The 19,109-nt window shown below is 71.2% G+C and carries 16 protein-coding genes; 7 read left to right on the plus strand and 9 right to left on the minus strand.

The features are described 5' to 3' along the window. Nucleotides 1-50: 50 nt before the first annotated feature. Entirely contained in the window at nt 51-1,196 is a 1,146-nt protein-coding gene (locus Q5716_RS10100; RefSeq protein WP_305003010.1) for an InlB B-repeat-containing protein, read from the plus strand. A 55-nt stretch (nt 1,197-1,251) separates the two neighbouring features. Here Q5716_RS10100 and Q5716_RS10105 read toward each other — a convergent pair whose 3' ends face one another. The 3 genes from Q5716_RS10105 to Q5716_RS10115 form a co-directional block, all read right to left on the minus strand. Continuing rightward, nucleotides 1,252-2,685 (minus strand): class I adenylate-forming enzyme family protein, encoded by a 1,434-nt coding sequence (locus tag Q5716_RS10105; RefSeq protein WP_305003011.1) that lies wholly within the window; start codon nt 2,683-2,685, stop codon nt 1,252-1,254. A 21-nt stretch (nt 2,686-2,706) separates the two neighbouring features. Then, nucleotides 2,707-3,903 (minus strand): Fic family protein, encoded by a 1,197-nt coding sequence (locus Q5716_RS10110; protein WP_305003012.1) that lies wholly within the window; start codon nt 3,901-3,903, stop codon nt 2,707-2,709. 108 nt (nt 3,904-4,011) lie between these two features. Next, nucleotides 4,012-4,428, minus strand: coding sequence for a MarR family winged helix-turn-helix transcriptional regulator (locus Q5716_RS10115; protein ID WP_305003013.1), 417 nt, complete (start codon nt 4,426-4,428; stop codon nt 4,012-4,014). A gap of 72 nt (nt 4,429-4,500) precedes the next feature. Here Q5716_RS10115 and Q5716_RS10120 point away from each other — a divergent pair, with 72 nt between their 5' ends. Beyond that, entirely contained in the window at nt 4,501-5,298 is a 798-nt protein-coding gene (locus tag Q5716_RS10120) for a CE1 family esterase (RefSeq protein WP_305003014.1), read from the plus strand. 41 nt (nt 5,299-5,339) lie between these two features. Here Q5716_RS10120 and Q5716_RS10125 read toward each other — a convergent pair whose 3' ends face one another. The 3 genes from Q5716_RS10125 to Q5716_RS10135 are packed head-to-tail and all read right to left on the minus strand — an operon-like array spanning nt 5,340 to nt 7,972. After that, nucleotides 5,340-5,954, minus strand: a complete 615-nt coding sequence (locus Q5716_RS10125; protein WP_305003015.1) for a TetR/AcrR family transcriptional regulator — start codon at nt 5,952-5,954, stop codon at nt 5,340-5,342. A 24-nt stretch (nt 5,955-5,978) separates the two neighbouring features. Beyond that, nucleotides 5,979-7,271: an ABC transporter permease gene (locus Q5716_RS10130; RefSeq protein ID WP_305003016.1), complete on the minus strand. Its 1,293-nt coding sequence runs from the start codon at nt 7,269-7,271 to the stop codon at nt 5,979-5,981. After that, nucleotides 7,268-7,972, minus strand: a complete 705-nt coding sequence (locus Q5716_RS10135) for an ABC transporter ATP-binding protein (RefSeq protein WP_305003017.1) — start codon at nt 7,970-7,972, stop codon at nt 7,268-7,270. Before Q5716_RS10135 ends, Q5716_RS10130 begins: the two co-directional genes overlap by 4 nt. 206 nt (nt 7,973-8,178) lie before the next feature. Between Q5716_RS10135 and recQ the strand changes: the two genes are divergently transcribed. The 3 genes from recQ to Q5716_RS10150 are packed head-to-tail and all read left to right on the plus strand — an operon-like array spanning nt 8,179 to nt 11,319. Next, nucleotides 8,179-10,215: a DNA helicase RecQ gene (recQ, locus tag Q5716_RS10140; RefSeq protein WP_434056612.1), complete on the plus strand. Its 2,037-nt coding sequence runs from the start codon at nt 8,179-8,181 to the stop codon at nt 10,213-10,215. Further along, on the plus strand, nt 10,208-10,744 hold the full coding sequence (locus Q5716_RS10145) for a GNAT family N-acetyltransferase (RefSeq protein WP_305003019.1): 537 nt from the start codon (nt 10,208-10,210) through the stop codon (nt 10,742-10,744). Before recQ ends, Q5716_RS10145 begins: the two co-directional genes overlap by 8 nt. Nucleotides 10,745-10,776: 32 nt before the next feature. Further along, nucleotides 10,777-11,319, plus strand: coding sequence for a TetR family transcriptional regulator (locus tag Q5716_RS10150; protein ID WP_305003020.1), 543 nt, complete (start codon nt 10,777-10,779; stop codon nt 11,317-11,319). Nucleotides 11,320-11,435: 116 nt separating this feature from the next. On the opposite strand, the gene fgd is transcribed toward Q5716_RS10150, so the two are convergent. Genes fgd through cofG form a run of 3 tightly spaced genes read right to left on the minus strand, consistent with a single transcriptional unit; the run spans nt 11,436 to nt 16,169 of the window. Next, nucleotides 11,436-12,440, minus strand: coding sequence for a glucose-6-phosphate dehydrogenase (coenzyme-F420) (fgd, locus tag Q5716_RS10155; protein WP_305003021.1), 1,005 nt, complete (start codon nt 12,438-12,440; stop codon nt 11,436-11,438). Next, nucleotides 12,400-13,887 carry a flavin-containing monooxygenase gene (locus Q5716_RS10160; protein ID WP_305003373.1) on the minus strand — a complete coding sequence of 496 codons (1,488 nt, stop codon included), beginning with the start codon at nt 13,885-13,887 and terminating at the stop codon, nt 12,400-12,402. The genes fgd and Q5716_RS10160 overlap by 41 nt, the downstream gene beginning before the upstream one ends. A gap of 5 nt (nt 13,888-13,892) precedes the next feature. After that, a complete protein-coding gene (cofG, locus tag Q5716_RS10165) occupies nt 13,893-16,169 on the minus strand; it encodes a 7,8-didemethyl-8-hydroxy-5-deazariboflavin synthase CofG (RefSeq protein ID WP_305003022.1) in 2,277 nt (758 codons plus the stop codon). A gap of 232 nt (nt 16,170-16,401) precedes the next feature. Here cofG and Q5716_RS10170 point away from each other — a divergent pair, with 232 nt between their 5' ends. Continuing rightward, the gene (locus Q5716_RS10170) at nt 16,402-18,492 is read left to right on the plus strand and encodes an acyl-CoA dehydrogenase family protein (RefSeq protein ID WP_305003023.1); all 2,091 of its coding nucleotides are present in this window, start codon (nt 16,402-16,404) and stop codon (nt 18,490-18,492) included. 248 nt (nt 18,493-18,740) lie between these two features. Further along, entirely contained in the window at nt 18,741-19,067 is a 327-nt protein-coding gene (locus Q5716_RS10175; RefSeq protein WP_305003024.1) for a hypothetical protein, read from the plus strand. The last annotated feature ends 42 nt before the right edge of the window (nt 19,068-19,109 follow it).

Below are 19,109 nucleotides of genomic sequence, written 5' to 3' on the forward strand. Positions count from 1 at the left end.
AGAGCACCCGCCTCAGGCCCCTCCGCTGGGCCCGCATCTCTGGGAGAACCGTGAAGCTCGACGTCCGCAAGACCACCGCCGCTGCCGCCGCCGTCGCGACCGCCGGTGTGTCCTCCGTGTTCCTGGGCGCCACGCCCGCGATGGCGGCCTCCGACGACCCGTGCCTCGGTGGCAGCGTCGTCGGCCCCGGCATCTGCGAGATCGTGTACACGGATGCCGCGATCTCCACCTTCACCCCGACCGAGCAGATGACCCAGCTGGAGATCCTGCTCGTCGGCGGCGGCGGAACGGGCGCCGACCAGACGGCTCCGAACACCAACGGCTACGCGGGAGCGGGCGGCGGCGGTGCCGTCGTGCTCGTGGACTTCGACGGCGCCACCGACCCGATCGAGATCGGCGTGGCCGCGGCGGGGGCATCCAGCTACGCGGCCGAGGGCTCCAACCCGGCGATCTTCGCGCAAGGCGGCCAGGGCGCCCTGCCCAACGGCGGCACGGGCGGCGCGAGCGGCAACGGCAACCTCGGCGGATCGACCGGCACCTACAGCGCCGGCGGCGGCGCGGGCGGCGCGGTCTCCAACAGCACGCCCGCGAACGGCGGCGTCGGAGCTATCGTCGACGACCTCGCGGCCGCGGGCTCGCTCTTCGACGGCGACCTGCGCTGCTTCGGCGGCGGCGGAGCCGTCGGCACGGCGACGGTGCAGGGCATCCCGGGCTGCGGCGCCGGCGGCCCGGCCGACGCGACGGGCACCACGCTCGCCCTCCCCGTGCCGAACAGCGGCGGCGGCGGTGGCGGCCTCACCGTGACCCAGCCGGAGGAGTCGCGCCTCGGTGCGACCGGTGTCGCGATCGTGCGCTTCACTGCCGCGCCGGTGACCGTGACCTTCGACGTGCAGGGCAAGGGCACCGCGCCCGCCGCGCAGGAGGTGCTCGCCGGCTACACGGTCGCCAAGCCCGCCGACCCGACGGCGTCGGGATACGAGTTCACGGGCTGGTTCGCGGATGCCGCGCTCACGACCCCCATCGACTTCTCGGCCGCCGTTGTCGAGAACGCGACATACTACGCGGGCTGGAAGCCCGCGCTCGCCGCGACGGGCTCCACGCCGGACTCCGCGGTGCTGCCGATCGGTCTCGGCGTTCTGCTCGCGGGCGCCGGCCTGATGGTCGCGGCGACCGCGCGCAAGCGCCGCGAGAGCTAGCGAACCGATCTGAACGAAGGGCGGCGGGATGACTCCCGCCGCCCTTCGTCGTTCGTCAGGCCCCGAACCGCTCCCCGAGCTCGCGGCGCAGCGGCTTGCCGGTGCGGCTGCGCGGGATGCTCTCCACCCGAGCCACGAGCACGGGAGCCGCGCTGCCGAAGCGCGCGGAGAGCGCGGCCACGACGGCGGGAGCATCCACCTCGTCGGTTGTCACGAGGGCGAGGCCGATCTGCGGCAGGCCGGAGACTCCCGTGAACGTGAAGCTCGCGGCATCCAGCACTCCCGGCTGCTCCTGGGCGGCGTGGTCGAGCTGGTTGGGGTCGAACTTGACCCCGCCCGCGTTGAGCACCTCCGACTCGCGGCCGGCGAGGGTGAGTCCGCCGTCCTCGCGGAAGTAGCCGCGGTCACCCGGGTAGAACCAGCCGTCGCGGAAGGCCTCCGCGGTCGCCTCGGGGTTGCCGAGGTAGCCGTCGGCCATTCCGGGGCTGCGGTGCCGGATGCGCCCCACCGTGCCAACCGGAACGGGCGAGTCATCCTCGTCCACGACCTCGACGGTCGAGCCCGGCTGCACGAAGCCGACATCGAACGGGTCGTCGGACTCGTACGGGCGGGTCGTGGCGCCGCCGGCCTCGGTGGATCCGTAGTTGGCGAGCACGCGGCATCCCTCGAAGACGGCGCGTGCGCGGGCACCGGCGGCGGGTGGCATCACGGTGCCGGCGAGCACGAGCGCCTGCACGCTCGGCAGGGTTCGGCCCTGGCGCTCGAGCTCGTCCACGATCGCGACGACCTGCGCGGGGGAGCCCTTGAGCGTCCGCACCTGGTGCTTCTCGATGAGCTCGACGAGCCCGGGGGGCGTCACCCCGCCGGCGCTCAGGTACGGCTGACCGCCCTTCACGCTGAGGAAGAATTCGCCGATGCCCGAGACGGTGCCGGTGTCCATGAGGGAGAGGTACGGGCTGCCCTGGAACCACTGCGGCAGCGCGGCATCCATGAGCGCTTCCATGCGGCGATGGAGAGGGATGGCCTTCGGCGTGCCGGTGGTGCCGCTCGAGAAGACGATGCGGAGGATGTCGATGGGTTCCTCGCTCGGGGAGATGCCGTACGGGTTCTCCTCGATCTGACGGAGGAAGCGGGCATCCACCTGCACCGCGCGCGCGGTGCTCGGCGGGGTCGTGCCGCGATTCGTGAACAGCCACCCGACCGGCACGCGCGGGTCGACGTCGGTGCCGTCGGGGATGACCGTGCTGATCCCGCCCTCGTGGTACACCGCTTCGGTGAACAGGATGCTCAACTGATCCGGCAGGTCGAGTGCGACGATCTCGCCCGCCCGTACCCCCAGCCGCCGCAGCTCGAACGCGATCTTCTTGACCTGCACGACCGCGTCGGCGTTGCTCAGCGTCAGCGTCGGCGTGTGCAGGAAGACGCCGCGCGGGTTCTCGTCGGCGTTCTTCTGGAGGTACAGGAAGGGGTTCGGTGCGGTTGCGGACACCTGTCGAGCGTATCGAGGTCGTCAGCTGCGGCGGAGCCCCGCCGCGTAGTCGTCGAGCACGGCGAGGATGCCCGGGTGCTGGTAGACGCGACCTCGCGCCCGGCCGGACCGGTCCTCCAGGACGCCCCGCTCGACGAGGGTCTCGATCGCGCGGAACGCGGCACGCTCCGGAAGCTGCAGGGCGTCCTGGAGGAATCGCACGGTCAGCACCGGTTGTCCGACGAGTAGGGGTACGGCGCGGTGCGCGGCAGCATCCGAGCGGATGCCGTCGAGCGCCGCCGACGAGGCGACGACCTGCTCGTGCAGGTCATCGACGAGCTGGAGACCGCTGCGGGCGGCGAATCGGGATGCCGCGGCGAACGTCTCGATGATCGGCCCCGCATCCCCGGCCCGATACTGGGTGAGCGCGTCGAAGTAGCTCTCGGTGTCGCGGAGCAGCCCTGCGGACACGGGAGCCGTGGCGCGAGCGACGATACCGGAGTGACGCAATACCGCGTGCACCAGGGCCCGCCCGGTGCGGCCGTTGCCGTCGGCGAAGGGGTGGATGGTCTCGAGCTGGGCGTGCGCGACCGCTGCCTGCACGAGCGGTGGCAGGTCGGTGCGGCGGAGGAATGTGACGAGGTCGCCGATGAGGCTGGGAATCTCCTCGTGGGACGGTCCGACGTGGCTCGCACTTCGCGGGCCGTATTTCGAGCCTCCGACCCACACGAGCGAGTCTCGGTATCGCCCGGCCCAGTCGGGTTCGTCGGCGAGCAGCTCTGCATGCATCTGCAGGATGGCTGCCTCGTCGAGGTCGTCGGCGAGCCTCAGGGCCGCCTCCATCGCGTGCGTGTTGCGAACGACGAGAGCGGCATTCTCGGCGGTCGACTCGCCGAGCTCGGCGAGGGCGATCTGCCTCGCGCCGGCGGTGATCTGCTCGATGTGCGACGACGAAGCGCTCTCCGTGCGCAGGAGGATCGCCGCCATGGGCGCGAGCTCTCCGATGCCGAGTCGTGTGGTGGCGTACACGTCGAAGCGGGACAGCTCCTGGGTCGATTCATCGACGCTGGCAGCGACGGACCCCGGGAGGGCGAGTGCGAGCTCGGCGATCGAGGATACGGTCGGGCGGCGGTACGGTCCGTTCTCCCGCTGCCTCACGGTCCTGCTTGCCTCGGGATGCTCGACCACCCAGTCGTGCTCGGTGTAGGTCAGTGCGGGCACGGCAACGGAATCTGACACCATCACGACTCCTTACTGACACTTACGGGACTAAATGTCATTAAATCAGATTATTGCTGACATTTAGCCCACTAAATGACAGTAGCGTGACCACGTTCGGTCAGGCCGCTACCCGACCGCCTTCGCGAGCAGCTCGTCGAGCGTGGCGCGCTCGGCGTCGGTGAGGGATCGCAGCGGCGTCGCCTCGCCGAGGGCGCGAGTCATCCGGTCGACCACCTCACGGCCGCGGTCGGTGAGGGTGAGGCGCTTGCGGCGGCCGTCGGCGGGATCGGGGATGCGTTCGGCGAGCTCGAGCGATTCGAGGTGCCGGGCGAGGAGGGTGAGGTTGGAGGCGTCGCACGACAGGGCGGCGGCTGCCTCGCTCATGGTCAGGTCGGATGTGATGCTGCCGCCGAGCGCCCACAGCAGGGAGCCCTGGGTCTCGGAGAGGCCGATCTCGTGGAGCACGGGAACGGCGGCGCCGCGGTGGGCGCCGGCGATCCGCTCGATCGCGGTGATCGTCGTCGTGAGGGGGCGCGTCGCCATGGTGGCTCCATTACTTGAATAACTCAAGCAAATGAGGCACACTGCTTGAGGAACTCAAGTATAGGAGAAGACATGCCCCTCACCGACACCCCCCAGACCGTATCGCTCGACATCGGAGGACGCCGACGCCGGTACCTCCACCTCGCCCCCACCACCCCGAACCCCGACGCCCCGCTCCTGCTCGCCCTGCACGGCACCACCCAGAAGCCGGCCACGATGCGGCGCTTCAGCGGCCGCACGTTCGAGCACCTCGCCGAGTCGCTCGGCGCCGACCTCGTGTACCTCGAGGGGTACCGGCGCGCGTGGAACGACGGCCGCCGCCTCCAGACCTCCGCGGCCCAGCGCGAGAACGTCGACGACATCGGCTTCGTCGAGGCCGTCGTCCGTCGCTTCGACCGCCCCACCCTCGCGATCGGCTACTCCAACGGCGGCCAGCTGCTGCACCGCTACGTGCGGGAGAGCGACGTTCCGCTCGCCGGTGCGATGCTCATCGCCGCCGGGCTGCCCGTCGCCGAGGACCGCGAGTACCCGGATGACCTGCGCCAGAGCATCCCGACCCTCCTCATCCAGGGCACCGCCGACCCCGTGATGCCGTACCACGGCGGCACCGTCCGGGTGCTCGGCCGCAGCAAGGGCCAGGTGATCTCGGCCCGCGAGACCGCGGTCGCCTACGCCCGGACGACGGATGCCCCGCTCGAGTCGACCGACGGCCCCGTCACCCGCACCGACTGGCCCGGGGTGCGCCTCATCACCCTCGCCGGGGCGGGGCACATCATCCCCAACCTCGTGACGTCGCCGCCGTTCGTCGGCCCCGCGCCGCGCGTGCTCGACTCGGGGGAGGAGCTGCGCGACTTCTTCACGCTCGGCTGATGCGCCGCTGATCCGCCGCTGACCGGCGCAGGTCAGCCCTGTCAGTCCCGCGGCCGCGCGAGCTTCGGGAGCAGCTGCTCGAGGGTGCGGCGCGAGCTCTCGAGATCCGGGCGTGCGGGCGGGCCGCCCGGCTCGACGCCCTCGATGGAGAAGCGCAGGAAGGCCGCGACGAGGTGCGCGAGCAGCACGGCCTCGGCGCGGATGTCGTCGGGCGACTCGCCGGGTGCGGCGTGCCGCGTCATCCGCAGCTCGATGACCTCGGCGAGCTCGCGCTGCACGCTCAGCAGCCGTTCCATCTCCGACTGCAGGAGCGCCGGCGTGGTCGTGATGATCGCCCAGCGGGCTGCCATCAGCTCGGGGTCGTCCGCCCCGCCGGGCGCCATGCCGGCTACGAGGTCAAGCAGGTCGCCCAGCAGGTCGTCTCCGGTCGACGCGAGGAAACGGCGCACCTGGCCCTCGTCGACGCGGGGGCGATGGGTCCCGACGATCGCGTCGAGCTTCGTCGGGAAGTGGTTGAAGAACGTGCGCTGCGAGACCCCGGATGCCTCGCAGATCAGGTCGACCGTGACCGCGTCGTAGCCCCGCTCTCGCACGAGTCGCACGGCCTCGGTCTCGATCCTGCGGGAGGTCATCGCGTGGCGCGGACCGCGTTCCATGCGATGACCTCCCTGCCTGCCGGACTACTCGTAGCGTAGTGAGTCGATCGGGTTCTTGGCCGCCGCCCGCCGGGCCGGCAGCGTGCCCGCGAGGAACGCGATCGCCATGATCAGCAGCATGATGCCGAGAATGGATGCCGGCTCGAAGAGCAGGATCGTCAGCCCGGGCAGCGCGGCGAGCGGCCCCGCGCTCAGGGCACCGCTGAGGGCCGTCCCGAGCAGTGCCGCGACTCCGACGCCGAGTGCGCTGCCGAGGAAGCCGATGGCGACCGCCTCGAGGCTGAACAGCGCGAACACGGTGCGCCCGCGCATCCCCATCGCCTTCATCAGGCCGATCTCCCGGGTGCGCTCCTGCACGCTCATGAGGAGGGTGTTGACGATGCCGAACGCCGCCGCGATGAGGGCGATCACGGCGAACGCGTTGAGCACGCCGATGATGCCGTCGATCACGGTCTTGATGACGCCCAGCTGGTCCTGGATGGTCTGCGCACCGAACCCGGCGTCGATGATCTCCGCCTTGAGGGCGGCGACCTCGTCGGAGGAGAGGCTCGTGTCGAACCGGGCGACGGCGATCGCGTAGCGCGGGTCGTCCGAGTCGATCCCCGCCGACTGGACCTCGACGAGCTCGTCGACGAGGGCGGTGTTGGCGCCGGCGCCGGAGTTCAGGAGCGACTCCTGGCTCACCCCGGCGATCGTCGCCTCGACGGTGTGCTGCTCGCCGAGCACGTCGGTGATGCCGATGGAGACCGTGCTTCCGACGGCGTCCTCCGCGGAGCCGAACCCGAGCGGGTCGACGTAGTCGGCGGGCAGGACGAGCTGCGGGTCGCCGCCCTCGTCGAGCTGCTCGCCCGCGACGAGGTCGGCGTTCGTGACCGACGAGGTGGGGCTGATGGTGAGCTCGAGCTTCGTCCCGTCGTCGTACTGCACGAAGTCGACGGCGGCGGTCTGCACGGGGTCGACGGAGAGGATGCCGTCGAAGGAGGCGATCTCGTCGAGGTCGGCCTCGGTGATGGGATCGCTCGCTCCCGTGCCGGGCAGCCCGGGTCCGGTGGTGCCGGTCGAGGCGCTCGAGGTCTCGGGGTCGTACTCGGCCGGGCCATCCGTCGTCGTCTCCGCGGTGCGGGTGACGATGAAGACGTCGTCGGCGCCGAGCGACGCGACCTGCTTGGTCACGTAGTCGGTGACTCCCGCGCCGACCGCGGTCGTGAGGGTGAGGGTGAACGCGCCGACGAACAGCGCGAGGACGGTGAGTGTGGTGCGCAGCTTGCTGCGGTAGGTGTTGCGCACCGCCTTCGTCACGACGTCTGCCGCTCTCATGCCGCCACCTCCTCGCGGGCGCTGTCGGACACGATGCGTCCGTCGCGCAGCACGATCTGGCGGTCGCAGCGCGCGGCGAGATCCTCGTCGTGGGTCACCACGATGAGCGTGATCCCCTGCTCGCGGTTGAGGCGAAGCAGGGTCTCCTCGACGACGGCGCCGGTCGCGGTGTCGAGGTTGCCGGTGGGCTCGTCGGCGAAGATGACGCTCGGCTCGGAGACCAGCGCCCGCGCGATGACGACGCGCTGCTTCTGACCGCCCGAGAGGTCGGTCGCATTCGACCCGGCCTTGTCGTCGAGCTCGAGCTGGGCGAGGGCGGCACGACCGCGCTCGCGGCGGACGCGCGGGGCGACCCCGGCGATCTCGAGCGGGAGGGTCACGTTGTCGAGCACCGACGTGCCCGGCGTGAGGAAGAACTGCTGGAACACGAAGCCGAACGTGCGGTTGCGCAGCTCGCTCGTGCGCCGGGCGTTGAGGGCGCGGGTGTCGACGCCCTCGATCGCGAGGGTGCCGGTGTCGGGCTGGTCGAGCAGCGCGAGCAAGTGCATGAGCGTGGACTTGCCCGAGCCGCTCTTGCCGACGATCGCGACGCACTCCCCCCGCCTGATCTGCACGGTGACGTCGGCGAGTGCGGTGAACCGCGCCGACCCCTTCCCGTAGGTCTTGCCGATGCCCTGGGCATCGATCACGAGGTCTGTCATGGTGGTGCTGCTCCTCTCGGGTGCGATGTGCAGTAACTGCAATTTCTCGAACAGTAACTGCAGTTTGCGCCCGGGGGCGAGGCCGTGGGGGCGAAATACTCCGGCGGGAGTACGGTCGGCGCGCAAGTCGCACCGGGGGGAGTGGAGCGCTCCTCCCCAGCGACGAGATCACCGGGGTTCGGGCATCCCGGCGATGCCGTCCGCCGATGCCGTCGGGGGCGCCGCCTAGGCTGGATCGCATGACCCCCGCCAGCTCCGCCCTGCCCGACAAGCTCGGCGTGCTCGAGAAGACGTGGGGGTACTCGAGCTTCCGGGGGCAGCAGGAGCAGATCATCCAGACCGTCATCGACGGCGGGGATGCCCTGGTGCTCATGCCGACCGGTGGCGGCAAGTCGCTCTGCTACCAGGTGCCCGCGCTCGTGCGCGACGGTACGGGCGTCGTCATCTCGCCGCTCATCGCCCTCATGCAGGACCAGGTGGATGCCCTCGCCGCCGTCGGGGTGCGTGCGGCGTTCCTCAACTCGACGCAGTCGCCCGCCGATCGCTCGGCGGTCGAGGCGGCGTTCCTCGCGGGCGAGCTCGACCTGCTGTACCTCGCGCCGGAGCGGCTGAGGGCGGCCGCCGGTCTCCTCGACCGCGGCCGGATCGCGCTCTTCGCGATCGACGAGGCGCACTGCGTGTCGCAGTGGGGCCACGACTTCCGGCCGGAGTACCTCGGTCTGTCGATGATCCACGAGCGATGGCCCTCCGTGCCGCGCATCGCGCTCACCGCGACCGCGACGGCCGCGACCCGGCGCGAGATCGCCCAGCGGCTCGACCTGGGCGACGCGCGGGAGTTCGTGTCGAGCTTCGACCGTCCGAACATCCAATACCGCATCGAGACGAAGGCGCAGCCGCTGCAGCAACTGCTGTCGCTCATCCGCACGGAGCACTCCGGCGATGCGGGCATCGTGTACTGCCTGTCTCGCGCGTCGGTGGAGAAGACGGCGGAGTTCCTGGTCGAGAACGGGGTGCCCGCGCTGCCGTATCACGCGGGCATGGACTCGACTCTGCGCGCCGCGAACCAGTCGCGGTTCCTCCGCGAGGACGGCCTCGTCATGGTCGCGACGATCGCGTTCGGAATGGGCATCGACAAGCCCGACGTGCGCTTCGTCGCCCACCTCGACCTGCCGAAGTCCGTCGAGGGCTACTACCAGGAGACGGGTCGCGCCGGTCGCGACGGGCTGCCGTCGACGGCGTGGCTCGCCTACGGACTGCAAGACGTCGTGCAGCAGCGCCGCATGATCGACCAGTCCGAGGGCGACCTCGCCCACCGCCGCAACCTCTCCGCCCACCTCGACGCGATGCTCGCCCTGTGCGAGACGGTCACGTGCCGCCGCGTGCAGCTGCTGAAGTACTTCGGGCAGTCGTCGCAGGAGTGCGGCAACTGCGACACGTGCCTCGCCCCGCCGGAGACCTGGGATGGCACGGTCGCCGCCCAGAAGCTCCTCTCCACCGTCGTGCGGCTCGACCGCGAGCGCGGCCAGAAGTTCGGCGCCGGCCACATCATCGACATCCTCCTCGGCAAGACCACCGATCGCATCACGCGCGGCCGGCACGACGAGCTCACGACCTACGGCATCGGTCGCGACCTCTCCGAGCAGGAGTGGCGGGCAGTCGTGCGCCAGCTGCTCGCTCGAGGACTCCTCGCCGTGCAGGGGGAGTACGGCATCCTCGTCATCACTCCCGCCTCCGCCGGGGTGCTGGGCGGCGGGGAGCAGGTGCTGCTGCGGCGCGAGGCCCCGCGGCCCTCGAAGTCGGCGCGCCGGGCGGTGGCCGCCGAGCTGCCGATGGATGCCGTGCCGCTCTTCGAGCGGCTCCGCGAATGGCGGGCGGGCGAGGCGCGCGCGCAAGGTGTGCCCGCCTACATCGTGTTCGGGGATGCCACGCTCCGCGGAATCTCCATCACCGAGCCGTCGTCGCTCGGGCAACTCGCGGAGATCTCCGGCGTGGGCGAGAAGAAGCTCGAGCAGTACGGCGAGGCGATTCTCGCGGTCGTCGCCGGCCGACCGGTGCCGGCGGCGGGGTCGTCGCCCGAGACTCTCGACGGCGGCGCCCCGCCCAGCTCCCCCGTCTCCTCCTTCACCCCCGACGCACCGCGCCCCGCCCGCTCCCGCCGCCCGACCGCCCCTCCCGCGGACGAGTTCCCGATCGACGACATCCCACCGGACGACGACTACCCGCCCTACGACTCCTATGGGTGACATCCGCACCGAGCGCCTCCTCCTGCGCCACTGGCGCGAGTCCGACCGGGAGCCGTGGGCGGCGATGAACGCCGACCCGGAGGTGATGGAGTTCTTCCCGGCGACTCTCACGCGCGAGCAGGCGGATGCCTCGTTCGACCGCATCTCGGCCGCCCTCGACGAGCGCGGCTGGGGCCTCTGGGCCGTCGACCTCGACGGCGAGTTCGTCGGCTTCACGGGTCTCGCTCCCGTTACCGTCGAGGTGCCGTTCCGCGGGGCGACCGAGGTCGGCTGGCGCCTCGCCCGGCACGCGTGGGGTCGCGGTCTCGCGACCGAAGCGGCACGGGCATCCCTCGCCTTCGCTTTCGGCGAGCTCGGTCTCGACGAGGTCGTCTCGATGACCGCGGTGCTCAACGAGCGGTCTCAGCGGGTGATGCAGCGCCTCGGCATGGGGACCTCGAGCGACGACGACTTCGAGCATCCGTCGGTCCCGGTCGGCAGCCCGCTGCGGCCGCACGTGCTCTACCGGCTGAGCGCGCCCGCTCGCTGAGGCTCCCGAGTCGAGCGACGTAGACTGCCCCGATGAGCACCACGCGCAGCAACCGGGGACCAGCCGCCGCGGCGCAGAACCGCGCGGCTCTCATCCGGGCCGCCGCGGAGGTCTTCTCCGAGCAGGGCGTGGATGCTCCGCTCAGCGCCATCGCGAAGCGCGCCGGTGTCGGGCAGGCGAGCCTCTACCGGCACTTCCGCTCGCGCGGCGAGCTTGCCTTCGCCGCCTTCGAGTCGAACCTCGACGACCTGCAGGAGATCGTCGACCGCGGGGGATCGCTCTCCGACGTGCTCACCGTCGTCGCCGAGCAGCTCGCCGAGATCTCCGTGCTCATCGAGCTCACCGCATCCCTCGCCGACGACCCTCACCTCGCGGAGTTCGAGGGGCGGATGCGCGGCATCCTCGACGCCGTCATCGACGAGGGCCGGGCATCCGGAACCGTTCCCGCCGACTACAGCACCGGCGACATCATCCTGTCGATCGGGATGCTCTCCGCCGCCGCTCGGGCGGGAGGCCGGGACCACCGCCGCGCGGCGATCGCCCGGGCGCTCGAGCTCCTGCGGATCCGGTTGTAGCCCGACCGAGCCCGCGCTTGTGCGGGTTTCGGCACGATGCGCGCTGCCGCGGCACGACGCATCTCGCCGGAACGTGCACTGGGACCGCGGGGTAACCCGCTCATAGCTCCAGCGCGCTACAGCGCGCGCAACCGCGGCAGGATCTCGTCGCCGTACAGCTTGAGGAACCGCTCCTGGTCGTGACCCGGCCCGTGGAACACGAGGTGCCGGAACCCGAGGTCGAGGTACTCCCGGATGCGGGACACGTGCTCGTCGGGGTCCGTCGACACGATGAATCTCGACGCCGCCCGCTCGATGGGCAGGGCATCCGCGAGCCGCTGCATCTCCACGGGGTCCTCGACGCCCATCTTCTCCTCGGGAGACAGCGCGAGGGGCGCCCAGAAGCGGGTGTCCTGGAGGGCGCGCTCGTGGTCGTGGTCGAACGACACCTTCACCTCGAGGAGGGTGTCGACGTCGCCCGGCGCTCGCCCGCCCTTCTCGAGCCCCTCGGCGAGGGCCGGCAGGAGGGTCTCGGTGTACAGTTCCGGCTTCTTGCCCGACGTCGTGATGAAGCCGTCGGCGATGCGTCCCGCGAGCCGGGTCGCCGCCGGTCCCGCTGCCCCGATGTAGATCGGCACCGGCGAACTCGGCTTGTCGTAGATCGTCGCGTTGACGGTCCGGTAGTACTCGCCCTCGAACGTGACGCGGTCCTCGGCCCACAGCGTCTCGATGAGCTGGATGGCCTCCTTGAGCCGGGCGAACCGCTCCGGCGACTCCGGCCACGGGATGCCGAGCGTCGCCTCGTTGAGCGCCTCGCCGGTGCCGACGCCCAGGATGACGCGGCCCGGGTACAGCGACCCGAGCGTGCCGAACGCCTGCGCGATCACCCCCGGGTGGTACCGGAACGTCGGCGTCAGCACCGAGGTTCCCATGATGATGCGGTCGGTGGATGCCCCGAGCGCCCCCAACCACGGCATGGCGGCGGGCGCGTGGCCGCCGTCGTGGTTCCACGGCTGGAGGTGATCGGACACGAACACCGAGTCGAAGCCGACCTCCTCGGCGAGCACCGAGTAGTTCAGCAGATCGCGGGGCGCGAACTGCTCAGCGGACGCCTTGTACCCGAAGCGGATGGGGTGCGACATGGGTCTCCTTGGGTTCGTACGGTCTGGGGTCGAAGGTACCGTTCCGCTCTCGGAATTCGTGCGCCGAGCCCGGCCAGAGCAGGGTGAGGCGCCCGCTGCGCGGGTCGAGGTACCAGCTGTCGCAGCCACCCGTGAGCCAGACGGTGGGGGCGGCCATGCGGTCGATCATGCGGGTGTAGGCGCGCTCGGCCCGAGCCGAGACATCCAGCACCCCGCCGAACGCGTCGAGGTGCGAGAGAGCGCCGAGGATGTACTGCAGCTGCGTCTCGATCATGTAGACGGCGGAGTTGTGGCCGAGCCCCGCGTTGGGCCCGTTGACGACGAACAGGTTGGGGAAGCCGTGGATGCTCGTCGACGCGAACGCCGTCATTCCCCGCTTCCAGTGCTCGGCGAGGGTGGTGCCGCCTACCCCGCGAATGAGCGCCGCGTAGGGCTGCTCGGATGACTCGAACCCGGTCGCGAACACGACGACGTCGGCCTCGACGCGCGCGCCGCTCGCCGCGACGAGCACGCCGCGGTCGACGGAGGCGAGCGCCGACGCCTCGAGGGCGACCGCGCCGCTCGCCAGGGCCGGGTAGTAGTCGCTCGAGATGAGGCGGCGCTTGCAGCCGATCTCGTAGTCGGGGGTGAGGGCGGCGCGCAGGGCAGGGTCGGCGACCTGGGCGTGCAGGTGCTCGAGGGCTTCGGCGCGGGCATCCGCCACCGCGGCCGGGTCGCCGGCGCGAGCCGCGAACATCGCCTCGCCCTCCCAGAACTGGGCGGAGCGCAACGCGGCCATCGCCTCCGGGTCGGCGGCGAAGGATGCGCGCTCCGCATCCGAGTAGGCCCGGTCGGGGCGCGGCACGATCCAGGGCGCGCTGCGCTGGAAGACGGTGACGTGCGCGCCCGCGTCGGCGAGCCGCGGCACGAGCTGGATGGCCGATGCTCCGGTCCCGACGACGGCGACCCGGCGACCGGCGAGCTCGACGTCGCCGCGCCAGCGCGCCGAGTGGAACAGCTCGCCGCGGAAGCTCTCGATGCCGGGCACCTCGGGGATGCGCGGCTCGGTGAGTCGCCCGGCGGCGAGGATGACGGCGTCCGCCGTGTAACCGCCCTGGCTGGTGTCGACGCGCCAGACGGCCCACTCGTCATCCCAGTCGAGTCCCGTCATCGCCGTGTTCAGCCGCAGGTGCTCCTCGAGTCCTTGCGTGTGCACCGCCGACTCGAGGTACTCGTGGATCTCCGGTCCCGACGCGAACACGCTCGACCAATCCGGGTTGGGAAGGAACGAGTAGCTGTACAGGTGCGACGGCACATCGCACGCGACCCCCGGGTAGCGGTTGTCGCGCCACGTGCCGCCGACGCTCTCCGCTCGCTCGAGGATCACGAAGTCGCGCTCGCCGGAGTCGCGCAGCGCGATCGCCGCACCGATCCCGGCGAAGCCCGCGCCGATGATCGCGACGCGCATGTGCCTCACGCGAGCTTCCGATCCGCGGGCGGCTCGCCGTACGTCGTCGTGCGCTGCCGTAGCGGCCGGAACAGCGGGCCGACGATGCGCCGCGCGGTCGCGATCGGCAGCTCGAGCCCGTGCTCCGCCCCGAACTCGGGATGCACACCCCCGTCGAACAGCGTGCCGCCGAGGTCATCCGCCCCCGACTGCAGCAGTACCGCAGCGCCCTCGACGCCGACGCGCGTCCACGGCACCTGGATGTGCCGGATGCGTCCGTGCAGCATGAGCCGCGACACCGCGACCATCGCGCGGTGCTCGTCGATCGCCGAGCGCCCCGGCACGAGCGGCACCCCGCCCGACGGCCCCGGCAGCGGGATCGGCACGAACTCGGTGAACCCGCCGGTCTCGTCCTGGATGCTCGCGAGCCGCCGCACGTGCGCGACGCGCTGCTCCGCCGACTCGACGTGCCCGTAGAAGAGCACCGAGCTCGAGCGCAGCCCCGCGCGGTGCGCCGCCGTGATGACCTCGACCCAGCGCTCCACGGGGAGGTCGCCGGGGGCGACGCGTGACCGCACCGCGTCGTCGAGAACCTTGAGCCCGGTGCCCGGGACGGTGTCGACTCCGGCCTCGCGGAGGGCGGCGAGCGTGTCATCCAGGCTCGCCCCGAGGCGGCGGGCCAGGTCGTCGATGTCCGCCGGCCGGAAGGCGTGAAGGTGGATGCCCGGAGCCGCCGCCTTCACGGCCCGGGCCAGTTCGAGGTACCCGCCCTCCGGGGCGAGACCCTGCACGCACAGCTCCGTCGCGCCGAGCCCCCACGCGTCGCGGGCGACAGCCTCGGCGCCCTCGAGCCCGTACTCCGGCAGCCGCGTCGAGTCGAGGTTGCGGTTGGCGACGATGCTCACCGCCTCGCCGACGGTGTACCGGCGCAGGTCGTTGGCGCGCGCCACGAGCTCCTCGAGCGCGTCGCCCGTGGACAGCAGCATCCCGACCCAGTCCTCCTCGCGAGGGCTCAGCGAAGTTGCTAGGGCGTCCGGAGTTTCGCGCGCCATTGCCAATGAACTGTGCCCGTGCGAGGTGGTGAGTCCGGGGGAGGCCGCGAGCCCATCGGGCCCGGCGAGCTGCGACAGCCGCCCGGCGACCGCGGGGTCGATCCACTCCGGGTCGCCGACGTACTCGGGGTGGGCGGTGAGGCGCTCGCGCAGCTCGAAGCCGGCGGCGGCTGTGAGGCGGGCGAGGTCGTCGAGGTGCGGCCACGGCCGCTCCGGGTTGACGTGGTCGGCGGTGAGCGGGCTCACCCCGCCCCAGTCGTCGATGCCGGCGCGCACGAGCAGGCCGAACTCGGTCTCGTCGGAGAGGTTCGGGGGAACCTGGATGCGGGCATCCGGACCCATCACGAGGCGGGCGACGGCGACGGCCGCGACGTATTCCTGCAGCTCGAGGTCGTCCGCGTCCTGCATCGCGGTGCGGGGCTTCGCACGGAAGTTCTGCACGATGACCTCCTGGACGTGCCCGTGCCGGTCGTCCGCGTCCCGGATCGCCACGAGCGACTCGGCGCGGTCGCGCACCGTCTCGCCGATGCCGACGAGGATGCCCGTGGTGAACGGAACCCGGGCGGCACCGGCATCCTCGATCACCTGCAGGCGCACCGCCGGGTCCTTGTCCGGCGACCCGAAGTGCACCTGGCCGCGCTCGGTGTAGAGCCGCTCCGAAGTGGTCTCGAGCATCATGCCCATCGACGGGGCGAAGGGGCGCAGGTACTCGAGCTCCTCGCGGCTCATCACGCCGGGGTTGAGGTGCGGCAGCAGGCCGGTCTCGTCGAGCACGGCCTGCGCCATGTCGGCGACGTAGTGCAGTGTGGAGGAGTAGCCGTGCTCGTCCAGCCACGCGCGGGCCTCGGGCCAGCGCTCCTCGGGCCGGTCGCCGAGCGTGAAGAGCGCCTCTTTGCAGCCGAGGGCGGCGCCTTCGCGGGCGACCTCGAGCACCTGCTCGCGGCTCATGTATGCGGGCTTGCCGAGCTTGAGCAGCTGGCCGGGGGTATCGACGAAGATGCAGTAGTGGCAGCGGTCGCGGCACAGCGTCGTCACCGGCAGGAACACCTTGCGCGAGTAGGTGATGACGCCGGGGCGGCCCGCGCGGGCGAGTCCCTCGTCGCGGAGGTGGCTCGCGAGGTGCAGCAGGCGGTCGAGGTCGGCGCCGCGGGCGTGGAGCAGGGCCTCCGCGTCATCCACGGTCGGTCGCGCACCGGATGACACGCGCTCGAGGATCTCCTCGATCGCGGGGCTCGCGTCCACCACCGTCACCAATCCAGCGTAGCCGCGGGTGCGGAGAACATTCGCGGGTCACCCGAGTTGCGACTTCCGCACCTTCCGAGGCAGAAACCGGCCGCGCGAGGGTGCATAACTCGTAACTCGGCGAGCGACGGGAGCGTGGGTTGTGCACTCTCCCCAATCACTCGGGCGCCGGGATAGCCCGCGTTCGTGCAACCCCTACGGCAAACTCTCGCGATCGTTGTAGCAGTCGTACCGTAAGACCATGAGCCAGACTGTCGACCGCTCCGCCAAGACCTCCGCCACGACCCCCGCGACCACCGAGAACCCGGTCGTCGACGTCGCGGCCCTGGGCGAGCAGCTCATGGGCCGCTGGGCCGCCGAGCGCCGCACGTCGCGACTGCTCGCTGCGACCCCGGACATGCAGCGCATCCCCGACCAGACGATGGCGGAGCACCGCGAGCGCGTGCTCGGGCAGCTCAAGATCCTCGTCGACACGAAGGCCGTGCACAAGGCGTTCCCGCCGTCGGTCGGCGGACTCAACGACGCGGGCGGCAACATCGCCCAGTTCGAGGAGCTCCTGCTCGCCGACCCCTCCCTCCAGATCAAGTCGGGAGTGCAGTGGGGCCTCTTCGGCGCGGCCGTCATGCACCTCGGCACGGCCGAGCACCACGAGAAGTGGCTCCCCGGCATCATGAGCCTCGAGATCCCCGGCGCGTTCGCGATGACCGAGACGGGACACGGGTCGGATGTCTCGGCCGTCGGCACCACGGCCACCTACGACGAGACGACCCAGGAGTTCGTCATCGACACCCCGTTCCGCGCGGCGTGGAAGGACTACCTCGGCAACGCGGCCCTCCACGGCGAGGCCGCTGTCGTGTTCGCCCAGCTCATCACGAAGGGCGTGAACCACGGCGTGCACGCGTTCTACGTGCCGATCCGCGACAAGGAGAAGAACTTCCTGCCCGGGGTCGGCGGCGAGGATGACGGCGTCAAGGGCGGGCTCAACGGCATCGACAACGGCCGCCTGCACTTCACCGGCGTGCGCATCCCCCGCACGAACCTCCTCAACCGCTACGGCGACGTCGCCGAGGACGGCACCTACTCCTCCCCGATCGCGAGCCCGGGCCGCCGCTTCTTCACGATGCTCGGCACCCTCGTGCAGGGCCGCGTCTCGCTCGACGGGGCATCCACCGTCGCATCCAAGCTCGCGATGACGATCGCCATCACCTACGGCTCGCAGCGCCGCCAGTTCACGGCCGCGAGCGAGACCGATGAAGAGGTCATCCTCGACTACCAGCGCCACCAGCGCCGACTGCTGCCGCGCCTCGCGACGACGTACGCGATGAGCTTCGCGCACGAGGTGTTCCTCGAGAAGTTCCACGGGGTCTTCTCGGGCGAGACCGACACGGAGACGGAGCGCCAAGACCTCGAGACCCTCGCCGCCGCCCTCAAGCCGCTGTCGACGTGGCACGCGCTCGACATCCTCCAGGAGGCGCGCGAGGCGTGCGGCGGCAACGGGTTCCTCTTCGAGAACCGGCTCGTGGGCCTGCGCGCCGACATGGACATCTACGCGACGTTCGAGGGCGACAACAACGTGCTCCTCCAGCTCGTCGCGAAGCGACTGCTCACCGACTACTCGAAGAAGTTCGCGGGAGCGGATGCCGGTGCCCTCGCGCAGTACGTCGCCTCCCAGGTCGGTGAGGCCACCGTCAACCGCACCGGTCTGCGCAAGCTCGCGCAGACCCTCGTCGACTTCGGCAGCACGGCCCGGTCGGTCGGGTACGTGCGCGACACGGACTCGCAGCGGCAGCTGCTCACCGATCGCGTGCAGTCGATGGTCGCGGAGATCGCGGGCCGGCTGCGGGATGCGAACAAGCTGCCCAAGATGGAGGCGGCGCAGCTGTTCAACAGCAACCAGAACGCGCTCATCGAAGCGGCTCGCGCGCACGGCGAGCTCCTGCAGTGGGAGGCGTTCACGGACGCCGTCGAGAAGATCGAGGACCCCGGCACGAAGACCGTGCTCACGTGGCTGCGCGACCTGTTCGGGCTCGGCCTCATCGAGAAGCACGCGGCGTGGTACCTGATCCACGGCCGCATCTCGGCTCAGCGCGCGCAGGCGATCACGAGCTACATCGACGACCGACTGCTCCCTCGGCTGCGCGAGCACGCCCTCCCGCTCGTGGCCGCGTTCGAGCTGAGCCCCGAGCTCATCGGCGCCCCGATCGCCCTCGGAGCGGAGAAGGAGCGGCAGGACGAGGCCCGCGCCTACTACGCGCTGCAGCGCGAGTCCGGCACCGCACCCATCCCGGAGAAGGCGCCCGAGAAATCGCCGCGGAAGGTCGTCGGGAAGTAGGTCGGTCGCCAGTACCACCCGCCGGGATGCTGCCCGCTCCCCCCCCCCGCCCCCGAAACGACGGAGATCCGGAGCGGGCGGGTCGCGGCAGCGCGTGGACGTGCTCCAACGCGCCGCGATCTCCGTCGTTTCGGAACGAGCAGGGGTGGCGCGGTGGGTAGGTCGGGGTCGCCCGCCGGCGATTGCAGGGGGCTTGCAGTGGCCGGGGCCGCCGACCGCGGGGGCGCGGGCATCCGTACCGTCGTCGCATGGACACACTCACACCGGATGCCGGACGCGTGCTGGATGCACTCGGCCTGCACATGCTGCTGCTCGGCGTGGGGCGCTTCGCCGTGACGAGCGTGGACCCGCCGCGCATCGAGGGCGTGCTCGACCTGCACCCCGACCAGCGCCCCTCGGAGGCGGTCGCCGCCGCCTGCCTCGCGATTGACGACCAGCAGCTCGACGCGCTGTCGTTCGACCGCCGCGACCGGTGGGGCGAGGTGCAGCACCTCGTGCGCGTGCGCTACGTGCTCGAGGGCACCCGGTGGGACGTCGACTTCACGGTGCGGCCGGCAGGATTGCAGGAACGTTAAAGGGATGCCCGACCGCCCGCGATTCCGGACCGACGATCGTAG

It is taken from the genome of Antiquaquibacter soli, from assembly GCF_030580675.1.
Classification (GTDB): Bacteria; Actinomycetota; Actinomycetes; order Actinomycetales; family Microbacteriaceae; genus Rhodoglobus; species Rhodoglobus soli.